Below are 18,108 nucleotides of genomic sequence, written 5' to 3'. Positions count from 1 at the left end.
ACCGGCTACTGCGTCGGGAGAGGTTATGCGGCTCGATTTCGTCCCCCCTCGGGATCTGACCGACGGGGCCGTGCACCAGTACTGCCTCAGGTGCCGCGAGGACGCGGTGGAGTGGCGCACCGAGGGAGACCGGAGGCACTGCGTCTGCGGTGCCTGCGGAGCGGTGCGGGACCGGGCGCTGGTGCTCGATCCCGCGGTCACGTGGTGGACGGACGAGGACGGCGAGTACTGGCACGAGACGGCGGGCGTCTTCGTGCGGGACGCTCACGGACGCTTCCTCTTCTTCGACCGGACCGCGTTCCCCTTCGGTCTGACGGTCCCGGCCGGACACGTGGAACGGGACGAGGCACCGCACCTGGCCGCGGCGCGCGAACTGGAGGAGGAGACCCAACTGGCCCCGCGCGGCCTGACGTTCGTGGGCCGGACCCCCGTCCCGGGAGACGGGTGCCGCCGGGGCGCCGACGCCCATGTATGGCATGTCTACCGCTGCGAGGCGGGCGACGGCGGCGAGAGGGAGGTGCGCCTGGGCCCGGAGGGCGTCACCGCCGTCTGGCTCACCCCGGAGGAAGCGCTGCAGCGCCCACTCACTCACGCTGTGCAGGCCCTTCTGCGCACACACAGTCAGGAATTCGCCAATTACTGACGAGTCCGACCGGCGTCGGCCCCGCGACCTCGGACTTCCGCCGTGAGGGGTGCCGAACAGTGGCCGATCTTCCTCGGGTCCGGATGCACCGAACGGTTCGACGTGCCTAGGATCCCGGGAGCCAGAACAGGCCCGTGGCGTGCTGCGATGTCCGCGTGAGCGAGGAAAGGCTTCTTCCGTGCTTGTCGATCAACAGGTCCGAGCGGGCCGGCGGGAGTGGACGGGACTGGCCGTCCTGGCGCTGCCGACCATCCTGATCGGTCTCGACATGACCGTGCTGCACCTGGCCGCCCCTGAGCTCAGCGAGGGGCTGAACCCGAGTGCCGCGCAGTTGCTCTGGATCGTTGACATCTACGGGTTCCTGGTCGCGTCCTTCCTCGTCACCATGGGAACCCTCGGGGACCGTATCGGCCGGCGGAAGCTGCTCCTGATCGGCGCCGCCGCGTTCGCCGTCGCGTCGCTGCTGGCCGCCTACGCGACCGGGGTGGCGATGCTCATCGCGGCGCGCGCCCTGCTGGGCATCGCCGGCGCGACCCTCATGCCGTCCACCCTGTCGCTGATCAGCAACATGTTCCACGACCCGAACCAGCGCCGGTTCGCGATCGCGGTGTGGATGACCAACTTCAGCGTGGGCGGGATGATCGGCCCGCTGGTCGGCGGCGTGCTGCTGCAACACTTCTGGCCCGGTTCGGTGTTCCTGGTCGGCGTGCCGGTGGGAGTGGTCCTGCTGATTGTCGGCCCGCTGGTGCTGCCCGAGTGCCGCGACCCCCGGCCGGGCCGGCTGGACCCGCTCAGCGTCGTGCTGTCCATCGTCACGGTGCTGCCGGTGGTCTACGGCTTCAAACAGGTGGCGCAGGACGGCGTCCACCTGACGCCGCTGCTGGCCGTCGCCCTCGGGCTGGGCTTCGGGGTCGCCTTCGTACGCCGCCAGTTCCGGCTCACCGCCCCCATGCTCGACCTGCGGCTCTTCAGCCGTCCCGGGTTCTCGGTGGCACTGGGCGGCCAGACGATGGGACTCTTCGTCGTGACCGGGACGCAGTTCCTGGTCCTTCAGTACCTCCAGCTCGTCCTGGGACTCTCCCCGCTCACCGCCGGTCTGTGGGTGCTGCCCGCGATGGTGGCGGGAGTCGTCGGCACCCTCCTCGCACCGGCCGCCGCCGCCAGGCTTCATCCCGGCCGCGTCATGGCGGGCGGCTTCGCACTCGCCGTACCGGGACTCGTGCTGATCAGCCTGGCGGACTCCGCCTCCGGCCTCACGCTCATCACCACCGGCTTCGCCGTCCTTTCCTTCGGGGTCCAGGCCTCGCTCGCCCTCACCAACGACGTGATCATCACCAGCGCGCCGCCGGAGCGCGCGGGCAGCGCCTCGGGCGTCGGGGAGACCGGGGCCGAACTCGGCAACGCACTGGGGGTGGCGGCCTTCGGGTCGGTGGCGACGGCTTTCTACGGAGCCCGGATGGCCGGCGATGCCCTGCCCGAGGGCGTCCGGCCGGAGCTCGCGGATGCCGCCCGGTCCACACTCGCGGGCGCCGCCGACGCCGCCGGCCGCCTGCCCGGCACGGCCGGAGACGAGTTGCTCGCCGCCGCCCGTGCCGCCTTCACCGGCGGCATGCACGCCGCGGCTCTGTGCGGCGCCGGCATCCTGGTGCTGCTGACGCTGGCCAGCCTGCGCCTGGCGCGCCGGTCCCCCGATGATGCCGCGGGAAAGACGGAGAACGCCTCGGCGCCGGGGCGGGCGGGGACGGCGGAGCGGGACGGAGTGGAAATCGGCCCGGCGGCGGAGGGATGAGCGGCCGACGGCCCCCTTCGGCCGCCCCTCCCCCGGCCGGCCGTCGAACCGCGGCACGACCGTCGGTGCCCCGGCCGCCCGGCCACGCCGCCCCTCACTGCCGCGGCGTGACGTGAGGGGATCGCGCGATCCCCTCCCAGGGAGCTACTCGAAGAATCCTTCCCCTGCCAGACAGCCCCGGAATGACGGATGCTCTTTCCACCGTCTCTCGGCGCGAGATCGTGATCGTTCAAGCAGAGAGAACACAGCCGGCAGTCCCAGTGCCGCGGTAAAGGCGGCATGTCCTACAGAGGTTCATGAGGGAGACGGTGATGAGGTTCAGCATTCTCGGCCCCTTGGAAGTGTCTTCGGACTGCGGAACCGCTGTAAGACTCGGCGGTCCACGACAGCGCGTCGTACTTGCCACGCTCTTGATCCATGCGAACCGTATGGTGACGGTGCCTCACCTGCTGGAAGCCGTGTGGTGCGAGGAGCCTCCGCCCTCGGCGGCCGTCAATGTCCGAGGATATATCAGCGCGTTGCGCCGAACACTGGGCAAGGGCGAGAGCGACCGGAGCGATATACCGCCCGACGAACGGCTGACCACGCTCACCGGCGGATACCTCTTGCGCGTGGGCACGTCCGAACTTGATTTCGCCGTCTTCATGGAAAAACTACGGAAGGGCGAACAGGAGACGGCGGCAGGGCAGATCGAGCAGGCGGCCGGGAGCCTCCAGTCCGCCCTCGCCCTCTGGCGCGGCACCCCCCTCGACGGCCTCCCCGTCTCGATGCCCATCCGTGCCGAACTGGAACGCATGCAGGAACTGCGGCTGCTCGCCGTGGAACGCGCCGCCCAGGCACGGCTGGATTTGGGGCAGGCAGACGCCCTCATACCGGAGCTCGCCACTCTCACCAGGCAGCACCCGTTCCGCGAACGGCTGTGGGAGCTGCTGATAGTCGCCCTGCACCGGACGGGGCGCCAGGCGGACGCCCTCGCCACCTACGCGCGGGTGCGGCGGATGCTCGTCGAGGAGCTGGGGATCGACCCCACCGACCGGCTGCAACGGCTGGAGTGGCAGATACTGCGCGGCAATCCCACACTGGACAGCCGCGCGACGTCGGCCGCGCAACCCGGACCGCCTCATCTCGACGCCCGCCTCCGCGCGGTCCGCCGTGTCAAGGTGGCGTCCGGGGTCCCCACCGGCTCCGGATGAACGGACGGAGCGTCATCTGGGCGTCACCGTCTCCCGGAAGCCCCCGCCCGCGGGCACACCGCATCGCTTCCCGCGATGGAGAGCCCCAGGTCGAAGCCGGACCTGGGAGCTCGGTGGCACCCGCCGCGGAAGCGGGAGGAACCCCGGCCGCTGCACGGTCGGGGTTCCTCGAAGCGGTGTGCGCCGGTCAGCGGGTGGTGGCGCCCACGCCGTGAATCGTTCGCCTCCACGCCCGCGGACCGCGCCACATCACGGTCACCGCGAACCGGGAAGGTCAGCGCCGCAGGGTGAGGACACCCGGCCGCCACGGCAGCTGGTCGTAGGGGCCGCCCGCGGTGGGGGACTTGCCCTGGTAGAGGAACTGCAGGTTGCAGGGATCGATGGTCATCGTCTGGTCGGGATTGCTGCGGACCAGGTCACCGTGGCTGATGTCGTTGGTCCAGGTGGCACCGCTGTTGGCCTTGCCGGCGAAGGGGTTGCTCTCACTGGCGGCCTGCGGGGTCCACGAGCCGCTCAGGCTGGATGCCGTGAAGGAGCGGAAGTAGCGCCCGTTCGCGCCCATCGCCTCGACGATCATGAGGTACTGGTTCTGGCCCTGGACCTTGTAGACCTGCACCCCCTCGAAGAGGTTGGCCTTCGTGTCGCTCATGATCGTCGTGTACGACGAGCCGAAGTTGCCCGGGAAGTTCCCGATCGGCATGCTCGCCCGGTAGATCTTGCCGTTGTCACCGGCGAAGAACAGGTACATGTTCTGGCCGTCGGCGATCAGGGTCTGGTCGATCGGGCCGGTGTCGGAGCCGGAGATGCTCCCGGTGAACAGCGGCTGCGGAGCGGACCAGCCGTTGGGGTTGGTGGGATCGCTCGACGTGCGGTAGATGAACGGCCACGCACCCCACTGGTACGCCAGCACCCAGATGTTCTTGGGAGCGAAGTAGAACAGCGTGGGCGCCACCGCGGCCTGGTTCATCCCGGTCTGGCGGGCCGACGCCATGTCCGACCAGTTGGTGAAGGGGCTGAACATCATCGAGCCGTACGACGATCCCGACACGTTCGAGGCGTAGACCAGGTGCTTGCCGTTGTGCTTCACGGCGGTGAAGTCCTTCACGGCGGCCCATCCGTTCGCCGGCTGCGCCAGCACACCCGTCGACGACCACCGGTAGGTCGACGGCAGAGCACACGTGCCGTCCGTCGGCGGCGTCCCGGACAGACCGGTCCACTTCTGGCTGCTGCCGCCGTTGCACGTCCCGATCTGCACCGCCGTGCCGTTGGCCGTACCGGCTCCCGCGGCCTCCAGGCACAGCCCGGACTCCACACCGACGACCGTGCCGTCGGAGTTCACCCGCCACTGCTGATTGGCTCCGCCGGAACAGGTCCAGATCTGCACCCGGGTGCCGGCCGTGGTGGCGTGCCCCGGAACGTCCAGGCACTTGTTGCCGTACACGGTCAGCTGGTTGGCGTCCGTCAGCGTCCACTGCTGGTTGGTCCCGCTCCAGCAGTCGTAGATCTGCACGTACGTACCGTCGGTCTGGCTGGCGCCCACCACATCGAGACACCGGTTCGAACCGACCCCGCGCAACGCGCCGCTGGCAGCCGCCTGAGCCGGGGTGGCGACGAGCATCGCCGCCAACGCGGCCAGGACCGCGACCGCGGCGGCGAGCACCGCAGACGGATGCCTGCGGCTGAAACTTCCTCTGTGCATGGAGACTTCCCAACCTTGAGTAGGTGGTTCCGGTTGGCCTCGTCGGAGGTTGTCCGGACTGTCGGTGCGGTGCGGTGTGCCGCGGTCGGCGAGCACCACGGCAGACCGCGCTGACCGCTTGTGACTTCCCGGTTCTTCGCGACCTCCTGAAAGACCGGTGGCGCCCGGCGCCTTCGGGCCGCGTGGGTGCCGGGGGCGGAGGCTCGGACGGCGTCGGGTGGGCCCGTCGCCGTCCCGGGCGTCATCCGGACCGCCGCGGCCGACGGGCCCGACACCGAGGCTCGGCGACGTCCGAAGCGTTGGAGCGGGTTCATGCTTCTCCTCGTACGGCCGGATGCGGTGGACGGTTGGCCGGCGTCGGACTCGGTCCACGGCGTGGACAGCCCGCTCGCGAACTCGCGACCGGGGCCGATGGTGTTCCAGCTGCTTCGATGGCCGGCCCGCCGACCGTCACCACCCGTATGGCGCCGCCCTCGCGCGTGGACCGTGGCGGTGGAGGTGGAAGCCCTGGATGCGGCGGGTGAGGATGTCGCGGCCCCGTGGAGGCCGTTGGTGAGGGTCGCGGTGCGCAGGTTCGCGTACTCCCCGGCGACGACGAGGGGGCTTTGACGAGAGCATGACATACGCATGCGGCAAACTCCTTGCGGCTCGGAGTTCGGGGGTACGCCCCGGAGATGCCCTGCTGTGCGATGGAGCGACTCCGATACTTTCGTTCGCAATACCGAACAAAGGTCGGAGTGTCGAGCAACCTGAATGATAGGGAACCGTTGAACGGCGTCAACCCCTCTCGCATGTGTCGCTACAAACGGCGAAACCTTTCGCAGCGCGCGGCGCACAACGTCGCACGTCAGACCGCCAACGCTCGGTCACGGCGCCACCGTCCGCCAGGGCGGAGCGCCCTCGCGGACGGTTCCTGCACCCATACGGGCCGTGTCTTCGGACATCCGCGACCGGCCGCTTTTCCGAACGACAGCCAGAAATTTCGCCCTACTCTTCAGGGATCGGCGAACGGCTCCTCCGCCTCCTCGCGACCGCCGCGCCGACAGTCACCGCGTCCGCGGCCGCCCCTCCCACTCCGCCGCCACGCCCGCGCCGGGTCCTGGATGAGCTCGGCTCCAGAGGGGAACTGGACTGGTCGCGGCGCGCGATCGACTCGGTGAATACGCGCGCGACGAAAGGGTGGACCTGACGGGTCCGAATCCCGTAGATCGCGGCAAGAAGGGATCAAAGATCCACTTGATCGCCGAGCGGACCGGTCTGCCCCTCTCGATCGGTATCTCCACCGCGAACACGCACGACAGCCAGGGGCTTAAACCCCTGGTACGGGGCATACCTCCCATCCGTTCCCGGCGCGGGCCCCGTCGACGGCGGCCCGCCAAGCTCCATGGAGACAAGGGCTACGACTACGACCGCCTGCGGAAATGGCTCCGCTTGCGCGATATCATCCCGCGCCTCGCCCGCAGAGGCATCGAGTCCTCCCAGAAGCTGGGCCGCCACCGATGGACTGTGGAGCGAACGGTGGCGTGGCTGTCTGGGTGCCGTCGCCTGCACCGCCGCTACGAGCGTAAGGCCGAGCATTTCCTGGCCTTCGCCGGTATCGCGGCCACCCTGATCTGCTTCCGCCGACTCGGCGACTGAGCCGTCCCCTATGATCTCGATCATGGGCAACTTCTCCTGAGCCGCCGCGACGGTCCACAGACATTCGCCCGGCAGGTGCCGGGCTCCGTCAGCGTGCCCGCACGCTCACCTCAGGAGAAACCATCACACCATGTCCGTTCACTCTGCCCGTTCCGCCCTGGACGACCGCATCGCATGCCTGCGACAGCTCGCCCACGCCGACACCCGGCTGGAGGGCGTACTACTCTACGGCTCGTGGACCGTGGGCGAGGCCGACGCCCATTCCGACATCGAGGCATACCTCTACATCCAGGACGACCGCCTCGCCGACTTCGACGGCCCCGGTTTCCTGGCACAGCTCGCACCGCTCCAGCTCTCCTACACCAACATGTACGGCATCCTCTCCGTCGTCTTCGACGACCTGATGCGCGGCGAGTTCCACCTCGCCCCCGCCGGCCCCGGCATTGACGAAGTCCCCACCTGGCAAGGCATGGTGCACCTACCCCACCCCGACGACGCCGTCCTGCTCGACCGCACCGGCCGGCTCACCCAGGCCGCCCGACAGCTGGCCACCTTCCAGCCGCCCGAGCCGGTGACCACCGCCCAGCAGCTCACCAACGAGCTGACCAACTGGACCCTCATGCTCGCCCACGTCCTGGCCCGCGGCGAGATCGCCCGCGCCCACGCCCTGCTGCACACCGTCATCGCGCCCCAGCAACTGCAGCTCTGCCGCCTGTTGCGCAACAGCACAGCCCACTGGCTCACCCCCAGCCGCGCGCTCGAACAGGACCTGCCCGACACCGACCGCCATCGCTACGCCGCCACCACTGCTGCCGCCCGCGACCAGGACGTGCGCACGGCGGCACGCAACAGCTGGCGCTGGAGCCGTGACCTGGCCTCCGAGGCCGCCGACCGCTGGACCATCCACCTGCCGCACGAACTCCACGAACAAATCAGCAGCCGCCTGCACGACCCTCGCTGACCACATCCAGCTGGGGTCACCAGACTCACCCGGTGGCCCCAGCTTGGCGGCCCCGGCCACCACACAACGCCAATCGAGATCACCTCCAAGCCGGGCCGGTTTCACCGCACAGCCGTCGCACTCCCTCCCGCGGCCGACTCCGCTCGCCCCGAGCCCTGACGTCCGGCGGGTGACGGCCTCAACGTGCGACGGGTATCACGGATCCCGCACAACTCGACTGCCTCTCGCAACAGGGAGCCTGACACCGCATCAGAGCGAGCGTCACAGGAGCGTCGAGACGCCTCGGAGAGCGTCATCTCAGCGTCAGGACATCGCCCGCAACGCCCGCGCGACACATACCGCGCACCCACTGAACCCGCGGGTCAGGAGCCCTTCGCGGCCGGTTCGAGGATCGCCACGCACTCCACGTGGTGCGTCATCGGAAACAGATCGAACGCCCGCAGCGTCCGCACCCGGTACCCCCCGTCCCGGAAGTACGCCAGGTCCCGCGCCAGCGCCGCCGGGTCGCAGGCCACGTACGCGATCCGGCGCGCGCCCAGCGACGACAGGCGGGCCACTGTCTGGCGGCCCGCTCCCGCGCGCGGCGGGTCGAGGACGATGAGGTCGGCCTCCGTGATGCCGGTGCGCGGCAGGACGGACTCGACCTTGCCCTGCTCGACGCGGACGCGGGGGAAGTCGGCGAGGTTGTGCCGGGCGTCCTCGACCGCGCGCTTGCCGGACTCGATGCCGAGCACCGCGCCCTGCTCGCCGACGCGGTCGGCCAGCGCGCCCGCGAACAGCCCCACGCCGCAGTACAGGTCCAGCGCCGTGTCGCCCTTGCGCGGCAGCAGGCCCTGCATGACGGCCGTCACCAGGGTGTCGGCGGCCTTGGGGTGGACCTGCCAGAAGCCACCGCCGCCGACGCGGTGCGTGCGGCCGTCCGCGCGTTCGCGGACGAAGGGTCGGCCGTGGACGCGGTGGACGCCGCCGGACTTCTCGTCGACCCGCAGCACCGACACCGGGCGGTCCAGCTCGACGAGCGGCAGCCGGGCGCCCGGCTTCGGGGTGAGGACGACCTGGCGGTCCTGGGAGCCGGTCGCCGCGATCGCCTCGACGGACTCCATGCCGGTCCAGTCGCGCTTCTCGATGCCCAGCTCGGAGACGCCGGGAGCCGCGATCATGCAGTGGTCGATGCGCTCGACCTCGTGCGAGCGGTGCCGGCGCAGTCCCGCGTGCCCCTCGGCGTCCACGGCGTACTGCACGCGCGTGCGCCACGCGGGGACCTGGCCGGCGGGCACCTTGTCGCCCTCGGCCGGCACCACCGTGCCGTCCCAGCCGGCCTCCTCGGGCGTGAGGCCCGCGAGCCGCCGCAGCTGCTCGGTGATCACCTCGGCCTTGAGGCGGCGCTGGGCGCCCGGCTTGGCGTGCTGCCAGTCGCAGCCGCCGCAGCGGCCGGGACCGGCGAACGGGCAGGGCGCCTCGACCCGGTCCTTGGACGCCTCAAGGATGCGCACCGCGTCCGCGCGCAGGAAGCGCGCCCCCTCCTCGCCCTCGGTGACGCGGGCCACCACCCGCTCGCCGGGCAGCGCGTGCCGGACGAAGAGCACCTGGCCGGCGTCGGTACGGGCGATGCAGTGGCCGCCGTGGGCGACGGGGCCGATCTCGACCTCGTACTCCTCGCCCACCAGCGACTTCTTCTCTTCTGCCTGCATGGCGGGTGACTCCAGTACGAGATCCGGTACCGGCCGGCGCCGAACGGGGCGGCGGCCAGTACGAAAGCGATACAAGGGGATACGAAGGGGAACGGAAAGCGAACGGACGGGGGGCCGAACGGACAACAGCCCACCAGTCTACGTGGACTGCGACGACTCCTTCGCCCGCTCCTGGGCCGGCCCTCGCCGCACCGAACCGGGCGCGTTCCATTCCTGCTGCCTGCGGGCCCGCCGCTTGGCCGCCTCGGAGGACTGCAACTGGTAGGGCACCGAGGTCACCATGACGCCGGGCGTGAACAGCAGCCGTCCCTTGAGCCTGAGCGCGCTCTGGTTGTGCAGCAGATGCTCGTACCAGTGGCCGACCACGTACTCCGGGATGATCACGGAGACCGCGTCCCGCGGCGACTCGTTGCGCAGGCCCTTGACGTACTCGATGACCGGCCGCGTGATCTCGCGGTACGGCGAGTCCAGCACCTTCAGCGGTACGTCGATGCCGCGCCGTTCCCACTCCTCGCGCAGCGCCTTGGTCTCCGCCGGGTCGACGTTGACGCTGAGCGCCTCCAGGGTGTCCGAGCGCAGCAGCTTGGCGTAGGCGAGGGCGCGCAGCGTCGGACGGTGGATCTTGGAGATGAGCACGACCGAGTGGACGCGGGACGGGCGGACGATGTCGTCGCTCGGCGGGCCCTCGGGGGCCGCGATCTCGTCGGCGACGCGGTCGTAGTGCTTACGGATCGCCGTCATCGTCGCGTAGAAGATGCACATCCCGAGCAGGGCGACCCACGCGCCGTGCGAGAACTTCGTGACGAGGACGACGACCAGCACCAGGCCGGTGAAGAAGGCGCCGAAGGCGTTGATCGCCCGGGAGCGGACCATGTGGCGGCGCTTGGCCGGGTCCCGCTCGGTGCTCAGATGGCGGTTCCAGTGGCGGACCATGCCGATCTGGCTGAGCGTGAAGGAGACGAACACGCCGACGATGTAGAGCTGGATCAGGCGGGTGGAGTCGGCGCCGTAGATCCACACCAAAAGCATGGCGGCGCCGGCCAGGAGCACGATGCCGTTGGAGAAGGCGAGGCGGTCGCCGCGGGTGTGCAGCTGGCGCGGCAGGTAGCGGTCCTGGGCGAGGATCGAGCCGAGCAGCGGGAAGCCGTTGTAGGCGGTGTTCGCGGCCAGGAACAGCACCAGCGCGGTGGCCGCGGCCAGCACGATGAACAGGAAGCTGCCTTCGCCGAAGACGGCCTCGGCGACCTGGGAGATCACCGGGTGCTGGACGTAGTCCGGGCCGACCGGGACGCCGTCGCGGAACAGGTCGGCGCCGGGGTTCTCGGCCATGCGGACCTTGGTGGCCATGGCCAGGCCGATGATGCCGCAGAACATGGTGACGGCGAGCAGGCCCATCAGCGCCAGGGTGGTCGCCGCGTTCCTCGACTTGGGCTTGCGGAAGGCCGGGACGCCGTTGGAGATGGCCTCGACGCCGGTGAGCGCGGCGCAGCCGGAGGAGAACGCGCGCAGCAGGAGGAAGAGCAGGGCGAAGCCCGCCAGCCCCTGGTGCTCGGGCTTGATCACGTACTCGGCGGTCGGCGCCCGCATGGTGTCGTCGAGGACCAGCGCGCGGAACGCGCCCCAGGCGATCATGGTGAAGACGCCCGCGACGAAGACGTACGTCGGGATCGCGAAGAGCGTGCCGGACTCCTTGACGCCGCGCAGGTTCATCAGGGTCAGCAGCAGGATCACGGCGATCGCGCAGAAGACCTTGTGCTCGACCACGAACGGGATCGCCGAGCCGAGGTTCTCGATGCCGGAGGAGATCGAGACGGCGACGGTCAGGACGTAGTCGACCAGCAGCGCGCTCGCCACCGTCAGGCCCGCCTTGGGCCCGAGGTTGGTGTTGGCCACCTCGTAGTCGCCGCCGCCGCTGGGGTAGGCGTGCACGTTCTGGCGGTAGGAGGCGACCACGGTGAACATCAGCACGACGACCGCGACCGCGATCCAGGGGCTGAAGTGGTACGCCGACACGCCCGCGATCGAGAGGACCAGCAGCACCTCGCCGGGTGCGTACGCCACGGAGGACAGCGGGTCGGAGGCGAAGACGGGGAGTGCGATGCGCTTGGGCAGGAGTGTTTCACCCAGCCGGTCACTGCGCAGTGCGCGCCCGATCAGGATCCGTTTGGGCACGTCGGTCAGTTTGGACACAACAGAGGATCGTAAGCGTTCGAACGGGGGGGCGCCCACCCGCCACCCCCGTTCCTCCCGCCGTCTGCTCTCCGAGTGAACTCAGGGGCGGTACGGCTGCGGATTCCGCAGGCACTGGGACCGGCATGTCTATATGACAAATCCCTGCCCGTCTCGGGCTCGTGCGGCCCCCTGGAGGTCTCATGCACGCCACCGCGGAGCTGATCGGCGCCGTGGCCGCCCTCGTCGGCCTCGGATTCCTGACACTCGCCAGTGTCCGCAGCATCGGGCGGCGCCGGTCGTCCGCCGACGGGTGACGGGGCGCGTCGCGTTCCCTGTCATTCCCGTTGCATTCCGTACGCCCCTTCCCGCACGCTTCTCGGACGCCCCGCACTCCTCTCCGGGCGGCGAGGGCCGGCCGCTCCGCCCGGCACGCGTCACGGGCCCTCGACGGGCGCCCGGGGCGGGCCGATACGTTGGACCCCGGCAGGGGAACCCGGCGTCCCGGGCGCCCCGGAGGGCGTCACCGTCGGTGTCCCCCGGCATGATGTTGCCTGGCGGCCCGCACCCAACGGCCGCGACGTGTCGCCCGGCGAGCCGAGAAGAGAGACATGAGCACGAGATCGACGAAGGTCACAGGGCCTGTGGGAAGCGCGGTGTGACGCGATGCATATTGTCATCATGGGCTGTGGAAGAGTGGGTTCCGCTCTGGCCCAGACCCTGGAGCAGCAGGGGCACACGGTCGCCGTGATCGACCAGGACCCCACGGCCTTCCGCCGCCTGGGCTCCTCCTTCGGCGGCCGGCGGGTCACCGGGATCGGATTCGACCAGGACACTCTGCGCGAGGCGGGCATCGAGGAGGCCGGTGCCTTCGCCGCCGTCTCCAGCGGTGACAACTCCAACATCATCGCCGCCCGGGTGGCCCGCGAGATGTTCGGCGTCGAGAACGTCGCCGCCCGCATCTACGACCCGCGCCGGGCCGAGGTCTACCAGCGCCTGGGCATCCCCACCGTCGCCACCGTCCGCTGGACGGCCGACCAGATGCTGCGCCGCCTGCTCCCGTCGGGCGCCGAGCCGCTGTGGCGCGACCCCACCGGGGGAGTCCAGCTCGCCGAGGTGCACGCCGCCACCTCCTGGGTCGGCCACAAGATCAGCCGGCTCCAGGAGGAGACCGGGGTGCGCGTGGCGTTCCTCACCCGGCTCGGCGAGGCGATCCTGCCCACCTCGCAGACGGTGCTGCAAGAAGGCGACCTGGTGCACGTGATGATGCGCACCGACGAGGTCGACAAGGTCGAGGCGGCGTTCGCCCAGGGTCCCGAAGAGGAGGGCGGTCACTGATGAGGGTCGCCATTGCCGGAGCCGGCGCGGTCGGCCGCTCGATCGCGGGCGAACTGCTGGAGAACGGGCACGAGGTCCTGCTCATCGACAAGGCGCCGACCGCCATCTCGGTCGAGCGCGTCCCGCAGGCGGAGTGGCTGCTCGCCGACGCGTGCGAGATCACGTCCCTGGACGAGGCCGCGCTCCAGCGCTGCAACGTCGTCATCGCCGCGACGGGCGACGACAAGGTGAACCTCGTCGTCTCGCTCCTCGCGAAGACGGAGTACGGCGTTCCGCGCGTCGTCGCCCGCGTGAACAACCCGAAGAACGAGTGGCTGTTCAACGAGGCCTGGGGGGTGGACGTCGCCGTTTCCACGCCGCGCCTGATGTCGGCGCTGGTCGAGGAGGCGGTGAGCGTGGGCGATCTGGTCCGGCTGCTCCGCTTCAGCCACGGCGACGCCAACCTGGTGGAGCTGACCCTCCCGGAGGAGTCGGCGCTGGCCGGCACCCAGGTCGGCGATGTGGAGTGGCCGCAGGACACCTCCCTGGTCACGATCATCCGCGGCACCCGCGTGCTGACGCCCACCCAGGAGGACTCCCTGGAGGCGGGCGACGAGCTGCTGTTCGTGGCCGCGCAGGCCCGCGAGGAGCAGTTGGAGAACCTGCTGTCGGTGCGGCGCCGGGACACGGCGGACTGACCCGCCCTCCCCCGATACGGCGATGGGGGCGCCCGGAGATCTCTCTCCGGGCGCCCCCATCGCCATACGCCCGGGTCCCCACCATCGGCGGCGCCGTACGGTGTCCGCGGCTCTGAGGGACGTCTCGGTGTTCTGCGGGACGTTTCGGCCCGGCGGCACGGGCGCGCGGCGCGTCAGGCCTTCCGGTGCCTGCCCCGCGAGTCGGCGGACCGGTCCTCGTCGTGCGCGAGCCGCTGGAGCGTCTCGTCGGCCAGCGGCTCCACCGCCTCCTCGAACGACCGGGCCGTCCGCCGGCGCTCCTCCGCCTCCTTCTCGGCCTTCTCTGCGGCATCCATCTCCGCGAACACGTCGATCGGAGCCGGCGCCTTCGCCAGGAAGACCCAGGTGAGCCACACCGCGAGCAGGAAGGGGGGGATCTTCAGAGCGACGAGGACCCAGCCGAGCTGGGTGGTGTCCGCCCACCAGTACAGGGGGAAGAGGATCGCGCACTTGCCGAGCAGGATCAGGCCCCAGGCCCAGCTGGCCTTGGCGTACGCCTTCTTGCGGCCCGGGTTGCGGGTGCGCCAGGAGAGGTTCTCCTTGAAGACCGGGCCGAGGACGAGACCGATCAGCGGGACGCCGGCCAGGGTGGTGATGATGTACGCCAGCCCCAGGCCCAGCGTGTAGAGCATGCCCGGCAGGTAGAAGTCCCTGGCCTCGCCGGTCATCATCGCGAAGACGACACCGAAGGCGACGCCGAAGACGCCGCTGAAGGCGTGCTTGACGGTGTCCTTCCTCGCCAGCCGGACCACGACCAGCAGCAGCGACACGGCCACGGCCGCGATCGCCGACAGGTTCAGATCCTTGTTGATCGTGTAGATGGTGACGAAGAGAAGGCCGGGCAGCACCGTCTCGATCATGCCCCGGACTCCGCCGAACGCCTCGAACAGCGCGGCCTCCGTCACCGCGCGGGCCTTGTCCGCTTCCGTTTCTCCGCTGTTCTCGGTGTCTTCGGTCGGCTTGTCGAGGGACGTCACCGGCTACTCCCGTCCGAGGGGTCGCAGTTCGTATTTCGGGTTGAACAGCACCCGGCGGCCCCGGCTCATCGAGATCCGGCCCGATGCGATGAGCTTGCGCCCCGGCTCTATGCCCACGATGGAACGCCTGCCCAGCCACACCACATCCAGGGCGGCGGAGCCGTCGAACAACTCGGCCTCCAGAGCGGGAACGCCCGCGCGTGGTCGCAGGGTCACCGTGCGCAAGGTACCAGTAACCGTGACTATCTGCCGGTCCCGGCAGTCACCGATCGGCGTACAGCCGGCGGTGTCGGCGTCCTCCCGCAGTTCCTCGGACTCCAGGTCCTCCTGCGACGAGGAGAGCCGGTCGAACATGCGCCGGAACCGGCCCACCGGCTTGTCGGAACGAGGAACAGCACTCATACCTGAAGCGTACCGGGGCGCACCGACAGGTCTGTAGCCCCGTCCCGGCGCCCGGACCTCGCCGGTGCCGCCCTTCCCGGACGCGGCCCGAGCGTGCCGGCCGGCGCCCCCGGAGGCGACCCGGAACCGGTGGCGCCGCACCCCGGCGATCCGTCCCGGGCCGAGCGCGCTCATGCGCACTGCCGCGTACGCCCGCCGGCGCGCCGTCCGCGCGTGGCCGGTCCCCGGCGCCTGCCCAGGCCGCCTGGCCCGGGGAGCCCGCACGGGTCCGGACATGACAAAGGGCCGCACCCCGGTCGGGGGCACGGCCCTCCTCGCTCGGGCGCACGGGTCCGTTACCGGACCTCGGTGATCTCCGGTCCGCGCTGGAGCTGGCCCATGCCGCCGGAGAAGCGGGACCCGCCCTCCTCCTGCTGCACGCCTTCGGGGACCATCTGCGCGTCGTTCGGCAGCTTCAGGACGATCGGGTCGCGGGGCGCCATCGGGCCCTCGCCGCGGACCACGACCGTATCCCGGAAGATCTGCTCCAGCAGCCCGGCGGCCTGCGGCTGCACCGCGCCCTGGCCCGAGATCACGCCGCGCAGGAACCAGCGGGGGCCGTCCACCCCGACGAACCGCACGACCTGGAAGCCGCCGGTGCCGTCGGGCAGTTGGACGGGCACCTGGGCCCGCAGCTCCCACCCGAGCGGGCCCTCGACCTCGTCGACGATGCCACCCTGCTGGGTGATGCCGGCCGCGATCTCCTCGCGTACCTCGGTCCAGATGCCCTCGCGCTTGGGCGCGGCGAAGGCCTGGAGCTGGATGGCGCTGTCGCGCAGGACGACCGTCGCCGCGACGATGGCGTCGCCCGCGACCTCGACCCGCAGCTCCATGCCGTCGACGCCCGGCACGAACAGGCCCCCGAGGTCCACCCGGCCCTCGGCCGGGTCGCGCACCTCGGAGCTGTCCCAGGGCCCGTCGGGCCGCGGTCCCGGTTCGAGCCGCAGCCGTTCGCGCTCGCCCTCGCCCTCGTCGTCCGCCTCGGTGTCGACGCTGTCGACGACCTGCTCGGCCTCGCCGGCCGCGTCCTCGGCGGCACCCTTCTTCTTGCGACGTCCGAACACGTCACTGTCCTTCCCGGTCGGATACGACCGAAGCGTATCGATTCCCACCCGTCGTGCCGCCCTCGGCGGCCTGACCGCTGGTGCCGCTCGCGCCGTCTGCCCGGTCCACCGCCGCGTGCCCGCCGGTGGACCCGAAGCCCCCCTCGGCCCGCGCCGAGTCGGGAAGCTCCGCGACCTGGCGGAAGCGGACCCTCTCGACCTGCTGGACGACCAGTTGGGCAATCCGGTCGAAGCGCTCGAACCGCACCGGCTCGCGCGGGTCGAGATTCACCACGATCACCTTGATCTCCCCACGGTACCCGGCATCAATCGTCCCCGGGGCATTCACGAGGGCGACACCGCAACGGGCGGCGAGACCGGATCGCGGGTGCACGAAGGCCGCGTACCCCTCGGGGAGCGCCACAGACACGCCCGTGGGCAGCACGGCCCGCTCGCCGGGAGCGAGTTCGCAGGCGACGGTGGTGCGCAGATCGGCTCCCGCGTCGCCGGGGTGCTCATATGCCGGAAGCGGTACGTCCGGATCGACGCGCCGGATCAGCACCTCCAGGGGCGCGCGGCCGGCGGCGGTCACGGGTTCACCTCGAAGGCGCGCGCACGCCGCACCTGGTCCGGGTCGTCCATGGCGGCGCGGATCTCCTCCTCGCGGCCGTGCTCGACGAAGTGGTCGACCTTGACCTCGACGAAGAGGGCGTCGGCGCGGACGGCGACGGGGCCGTCCGGACCGCCGATCCGGCCGGTGGCGGTCGAGTAGATCTTCCGTCCGGCCACGGCCGTCACCTCGGCCTCCAGGTGCAGCGTGGTGCCGACGGGCACGGGTTGCAGGAAGTCGGTCTCCAGCCGCCCGGTCACGGCGATCGTGCGCAGCAGCCAGTTGAGGGAGCCGAGCGTCTCGTCCAGGGCGCTGGCGAGCACCCCGCCGTGGGCGAGGCCGGGGGCGCCCTGGTGGGCGGGCCGCACGGTGAACTCGGCGGTGATCGACACGCCCTCGCCGGCCCGCGCCTGGAGGTGCAGTCCGTGGGGCTGCTCGCCGCCGCAGCCGAAGCACTGGCCGTAGTGCGCGCCGAGGAGCTCGCCGGGCGCGGGCGCGTCGGGATGGCGCACGGGGCGCACCGCGCCGGCGGGGGGCTGAAGAGCCGCGGAAGTACCACTCACAGGCGCAGACCTTACCCGCGCGCGGGTGATACCCGGATACCGTGCCAAGCTTGACGGCATGCAGCTTGCCGCCACCCCGTACGAAGAACGTCTGACCGCGCCCCGCTCCTGGTGGCTGATCTCTTTCCTGGTGGGGGTTTCGGCCGCCCTGATCCTGCTGCCGTTCGGCACGCTGCCGATGCTCGGCGGCCTCGCCGGCGGCACGGCGGCGGCGGCGGTGGCGGCCAGTGCCTACGGCTCCGTCCGCATCCGCGTGGTGGGCGACGCGCTGATCGCGGGCGACGCCCGGATCCCGGTCGCGGCGCTGGGCGAGGCGGAGATCCTGGACGCCGAGGAGGCCCGGGCCTGGCGTACGTACAAGGCCGACACCCGCGCCTTCCTGCTGCTGCGCGCCTACATCCCGACGGCGGTGCGCGTGCCGGTCACGGATCCGCAGGACCCGACCCCGTACCTGTACCTGTCGACGCGCGAGCCGGAGCGTCTGACGCAGGCCCTGCGCGCGGCGAAGGCCAAGGCGGACTCGGAGGCGTAGGCGCAGGGACCGCCGAGGGCGCTTTCCGGGCCGGACCCGGGGGGCGCGGCGGACTGCGATGTCCCGCGATGTCGCCGGGCCGACGCCATCGGGCCGATGTCATCG

15 protein-coding genes and 1 pseudogene are annotated in these 18,108 nt (G+C 70.9%); 8 read left to right on the top strand and 8 right to left on the bottom strand.

Features of this window, described 5'->3' with window-relative positions; all coding sequences use genetic code 11:
- Positions 1-25 precede the first annotated feature (25 nt).
- The 3 genes from AB0L74_RS20150 (at position 26) to AB0L74_RS20140 (ending at position 3,625) form a co-directional block, all read left to right on the top strand.
- Complete coding sequence (locus tag AB0L74_RS20150; protein WP_365653768.1) at positions 26-643, top strand: NUDIX hydrolase; 618 nt, start codon at positions 26-28, stop codon at positions 641-643.
- Positions 644-821: 178 nt separating this feature from the next.
- On the top strand, positions 822-2,432 hold the full coding sequence (locus AB0L74_RS20145) for an MFS transporter (protein ID WP_365653765.1): 1,611 nt from the start codon (positions 822-824) through the stop codon (positions 2,430-2,432).
- Positions 2,433-2,728: 296 nt separating this feature from the next.
- Positions 2,729-3,625: an AfsR/SARP family transcriptional regulator gene (locus tag AB0L74_RS20140; protein ID WP_365653762.1), complete on the top strand. Its 897-nt coding sequence runs from the start codon at positions 2,729-2,731 to the stop codon at positions 3,623-3,625.
- A gap of 274 nt (positions 3,626-3,899) precedes the next feature.
- Here AB0L74_RS20140 and AB0L74_RS20135 read toward each other — a convergent pair whose 3' ends face one another.
- Positions 3,900-5,324, bottom strand: a complete 1,425-nt coding sequence (locus AB0L74_RS20135) for a non-reducing end alpha-L-arabinofuranosidase family hydrolase (RefSeq protein WP_365653759.1) — start codon at positions 5,322-5,324, stop codon at positions 3,900-3,902.
- A 1,090-nt stretch (positions 5,325-6,414) separates the two neighbouring features.
- Here AB0L74_RS20135 and AB0L74_RS20130 point away from each other — a divergent pair.
- A pseudogene (locus tag AB0L74_RS20130) lies at positions 6,415-6,962 on the top strand (IS5 family transposase); the annotation flags it as partial.
- 130 nt (positions 6,963-7,092) lie between these two features.
- Positions 7,093-7,923: a nucleotidyltransferase domain-containing protein gene (locus AB0L74_RS20125; protein ID WP_365653756.1), complete on the top strand. Its 831-nt coding sequence runs from the start codon at positions 7,093-7,095 to the stop codon at positions 7,921-7,923.
- A gap of 362 nt (positions 7,924-8,285) precedes the next feature.
- Here the strand turns inward: AB0L74_RS20125 and AB0L74_RS20120 are convergent, their stop codons facing one another.
- Both AB0L74_RS20120 and AB0L74_RS20115 read right to left on the bottom strand, forming a co-directional pair.
- Positions 8,286-9,614, bottom strand: coding sequence for a TRAM domain-containing protein (locus tag AB0L74_RS20120; RefSeq protein WP_365653753.1), 1,329 nt, complete (start codon positions 9,612-9,614; stop codon positions 8,286-8,288).
- 138 nt (positions 9,615-9,752) lie between these two features.
- Positions 9,753-11,804 (bottom strand): APC family permease, encoded by a 2,052-nt coding sequence (locus AB0L74_RS20115; protein WP_365653750.1) that lies wholly within the window; start codon positions 11,802-11,804, stop codon positions 9,753-9,755.
- Between the two features lie 645 nt (positions 11,805-12,449).
- On the opposite strand from AB0L74_RS20115, the gene AB0L74_RS20110 reads away from it, so the two are divergent.
- On the top strand, positions 12,450-13,121 hold the full coding sequence (locus tag AB0L74_RS20110; RefSeq protein WP_029382386.1) for a TrkA family potassium uptake protein: 672 nt from the start codon (positions 12,450-12,452) through the stop codon (positions 13,119-13,121).
- On the top strand, positions 13,121-13,798 hold the full coding sequence (locus tag AB0L74_RS20105) for a TrkA family potassium uptake protein (RefSeq protein ID WP_365653746.1): 678 nt from the start codon (positions 13,121-13,123) through the stop codon (positions 13,796-13,798). The genes AB0L74_RS20110 and AB0L74_RS20105 overlap by 1 nt, the downstream gene beginning before the upstream one ends.
- A 173-nt stretch (positions 13,799-13,971) precedes the next feature.
- Here AB0L74_RS20105 and AB0L74_RS20100 read toward each other — a convergent pair whose 3' ends face one another.
- The 5 genes from AB0L74_RS20100 to AB0L74_RS20080 all read right to left on the bottom strand — a co-directional run bounded on the left by AB0L74_RS20100 (position 13,972) and on the right by AB0L74_RS20080 (position 17,471).
- The gene (locus tag AB0L74_RS20100; RefSeq protein WP_365653743.1) at positions 13,972-14,814 is read right to left on the bottom strand and encodes a DUF3159 domain-containing protein; all 843 of its coding nucleotides are present in this window, start codon (positions 14,812-14,814) and stop codon (positions 13,972-13,974) included.
- 3 nt (positions 14,815-14,817) lie between these two features.
- Positions 14,818-15,216, bottom strand: a complete 399-nt coding sequence (locus tag AB0L74_RS20095) for an OB-fold nucleic acid binding domain-containing protein (RefSeq protein ID WP_365653739.1) — start codon at positions 15,214-15,216, stop codon at positions 14,818-14,820.
- A gap of 335 nt (positions 15,217-15,551) precedes the next feature.
- Entirely contained in the window at positions 15,552-16,319 is a 768-nt protein-coding gene (locus tag AB0L74_RS20090) for a DUF3710 domain-containing protein (RefSeq protein WP_365653736.1), read from the bottom strand.
- Between the two features lies 1 nt (position 16,320).
- Entirely contained in the window at positions 16,321-16,890 is a 570-nt protein-coding gene (gene dut / locus AB0L74_RS20085) for a dUTP diphosphatase (RefSeq protein WP_365653734.1), read from the bottom strand.
- A complete protein-coding gene (locus AB0L74_RS20080) occupies positions 16,887-17,471 on the bottom strand; it encodes a hotdog fold domain-containing protein (RefSeq protein WP_365653731.1) in 585 nt (194 codons plus the stop codon). Before AB0L74_RS20080 ends, dut begins: the two co-directional genes overlap by 4 nt.
- A 58-nt stretch (positions 17,472-17,529) precedes the next feature.
- Between AB0L74_RS20080 and AB0L74_RS20075 the strand changes: the two genes are divergently transcribed.
- Complete coding sequence (locus AB0L74_RS20075) at positions 17,530-18,003, top strand: DUF3093 domain-containing protein (RefSeq protein ID WP_365653728.1); 474 nt, start codon at positions 17,530-17,532, stop codon at positions 18,001-18,003.
- Positions 18,004-18,108: the final 105 nt, after the last annotated feature.

This window comes from Streptomyces sp. NPDC052020 (assembly GCF_040680575.1).
Lineage (GTDB): Bacteria > Actinomycetota > Actinomycetes > Streptomycetales > Streptomycetaceae > Streptomyces.
This window is presented reverse-complemented; position numbering and strand designations above follow the sequence as displayed.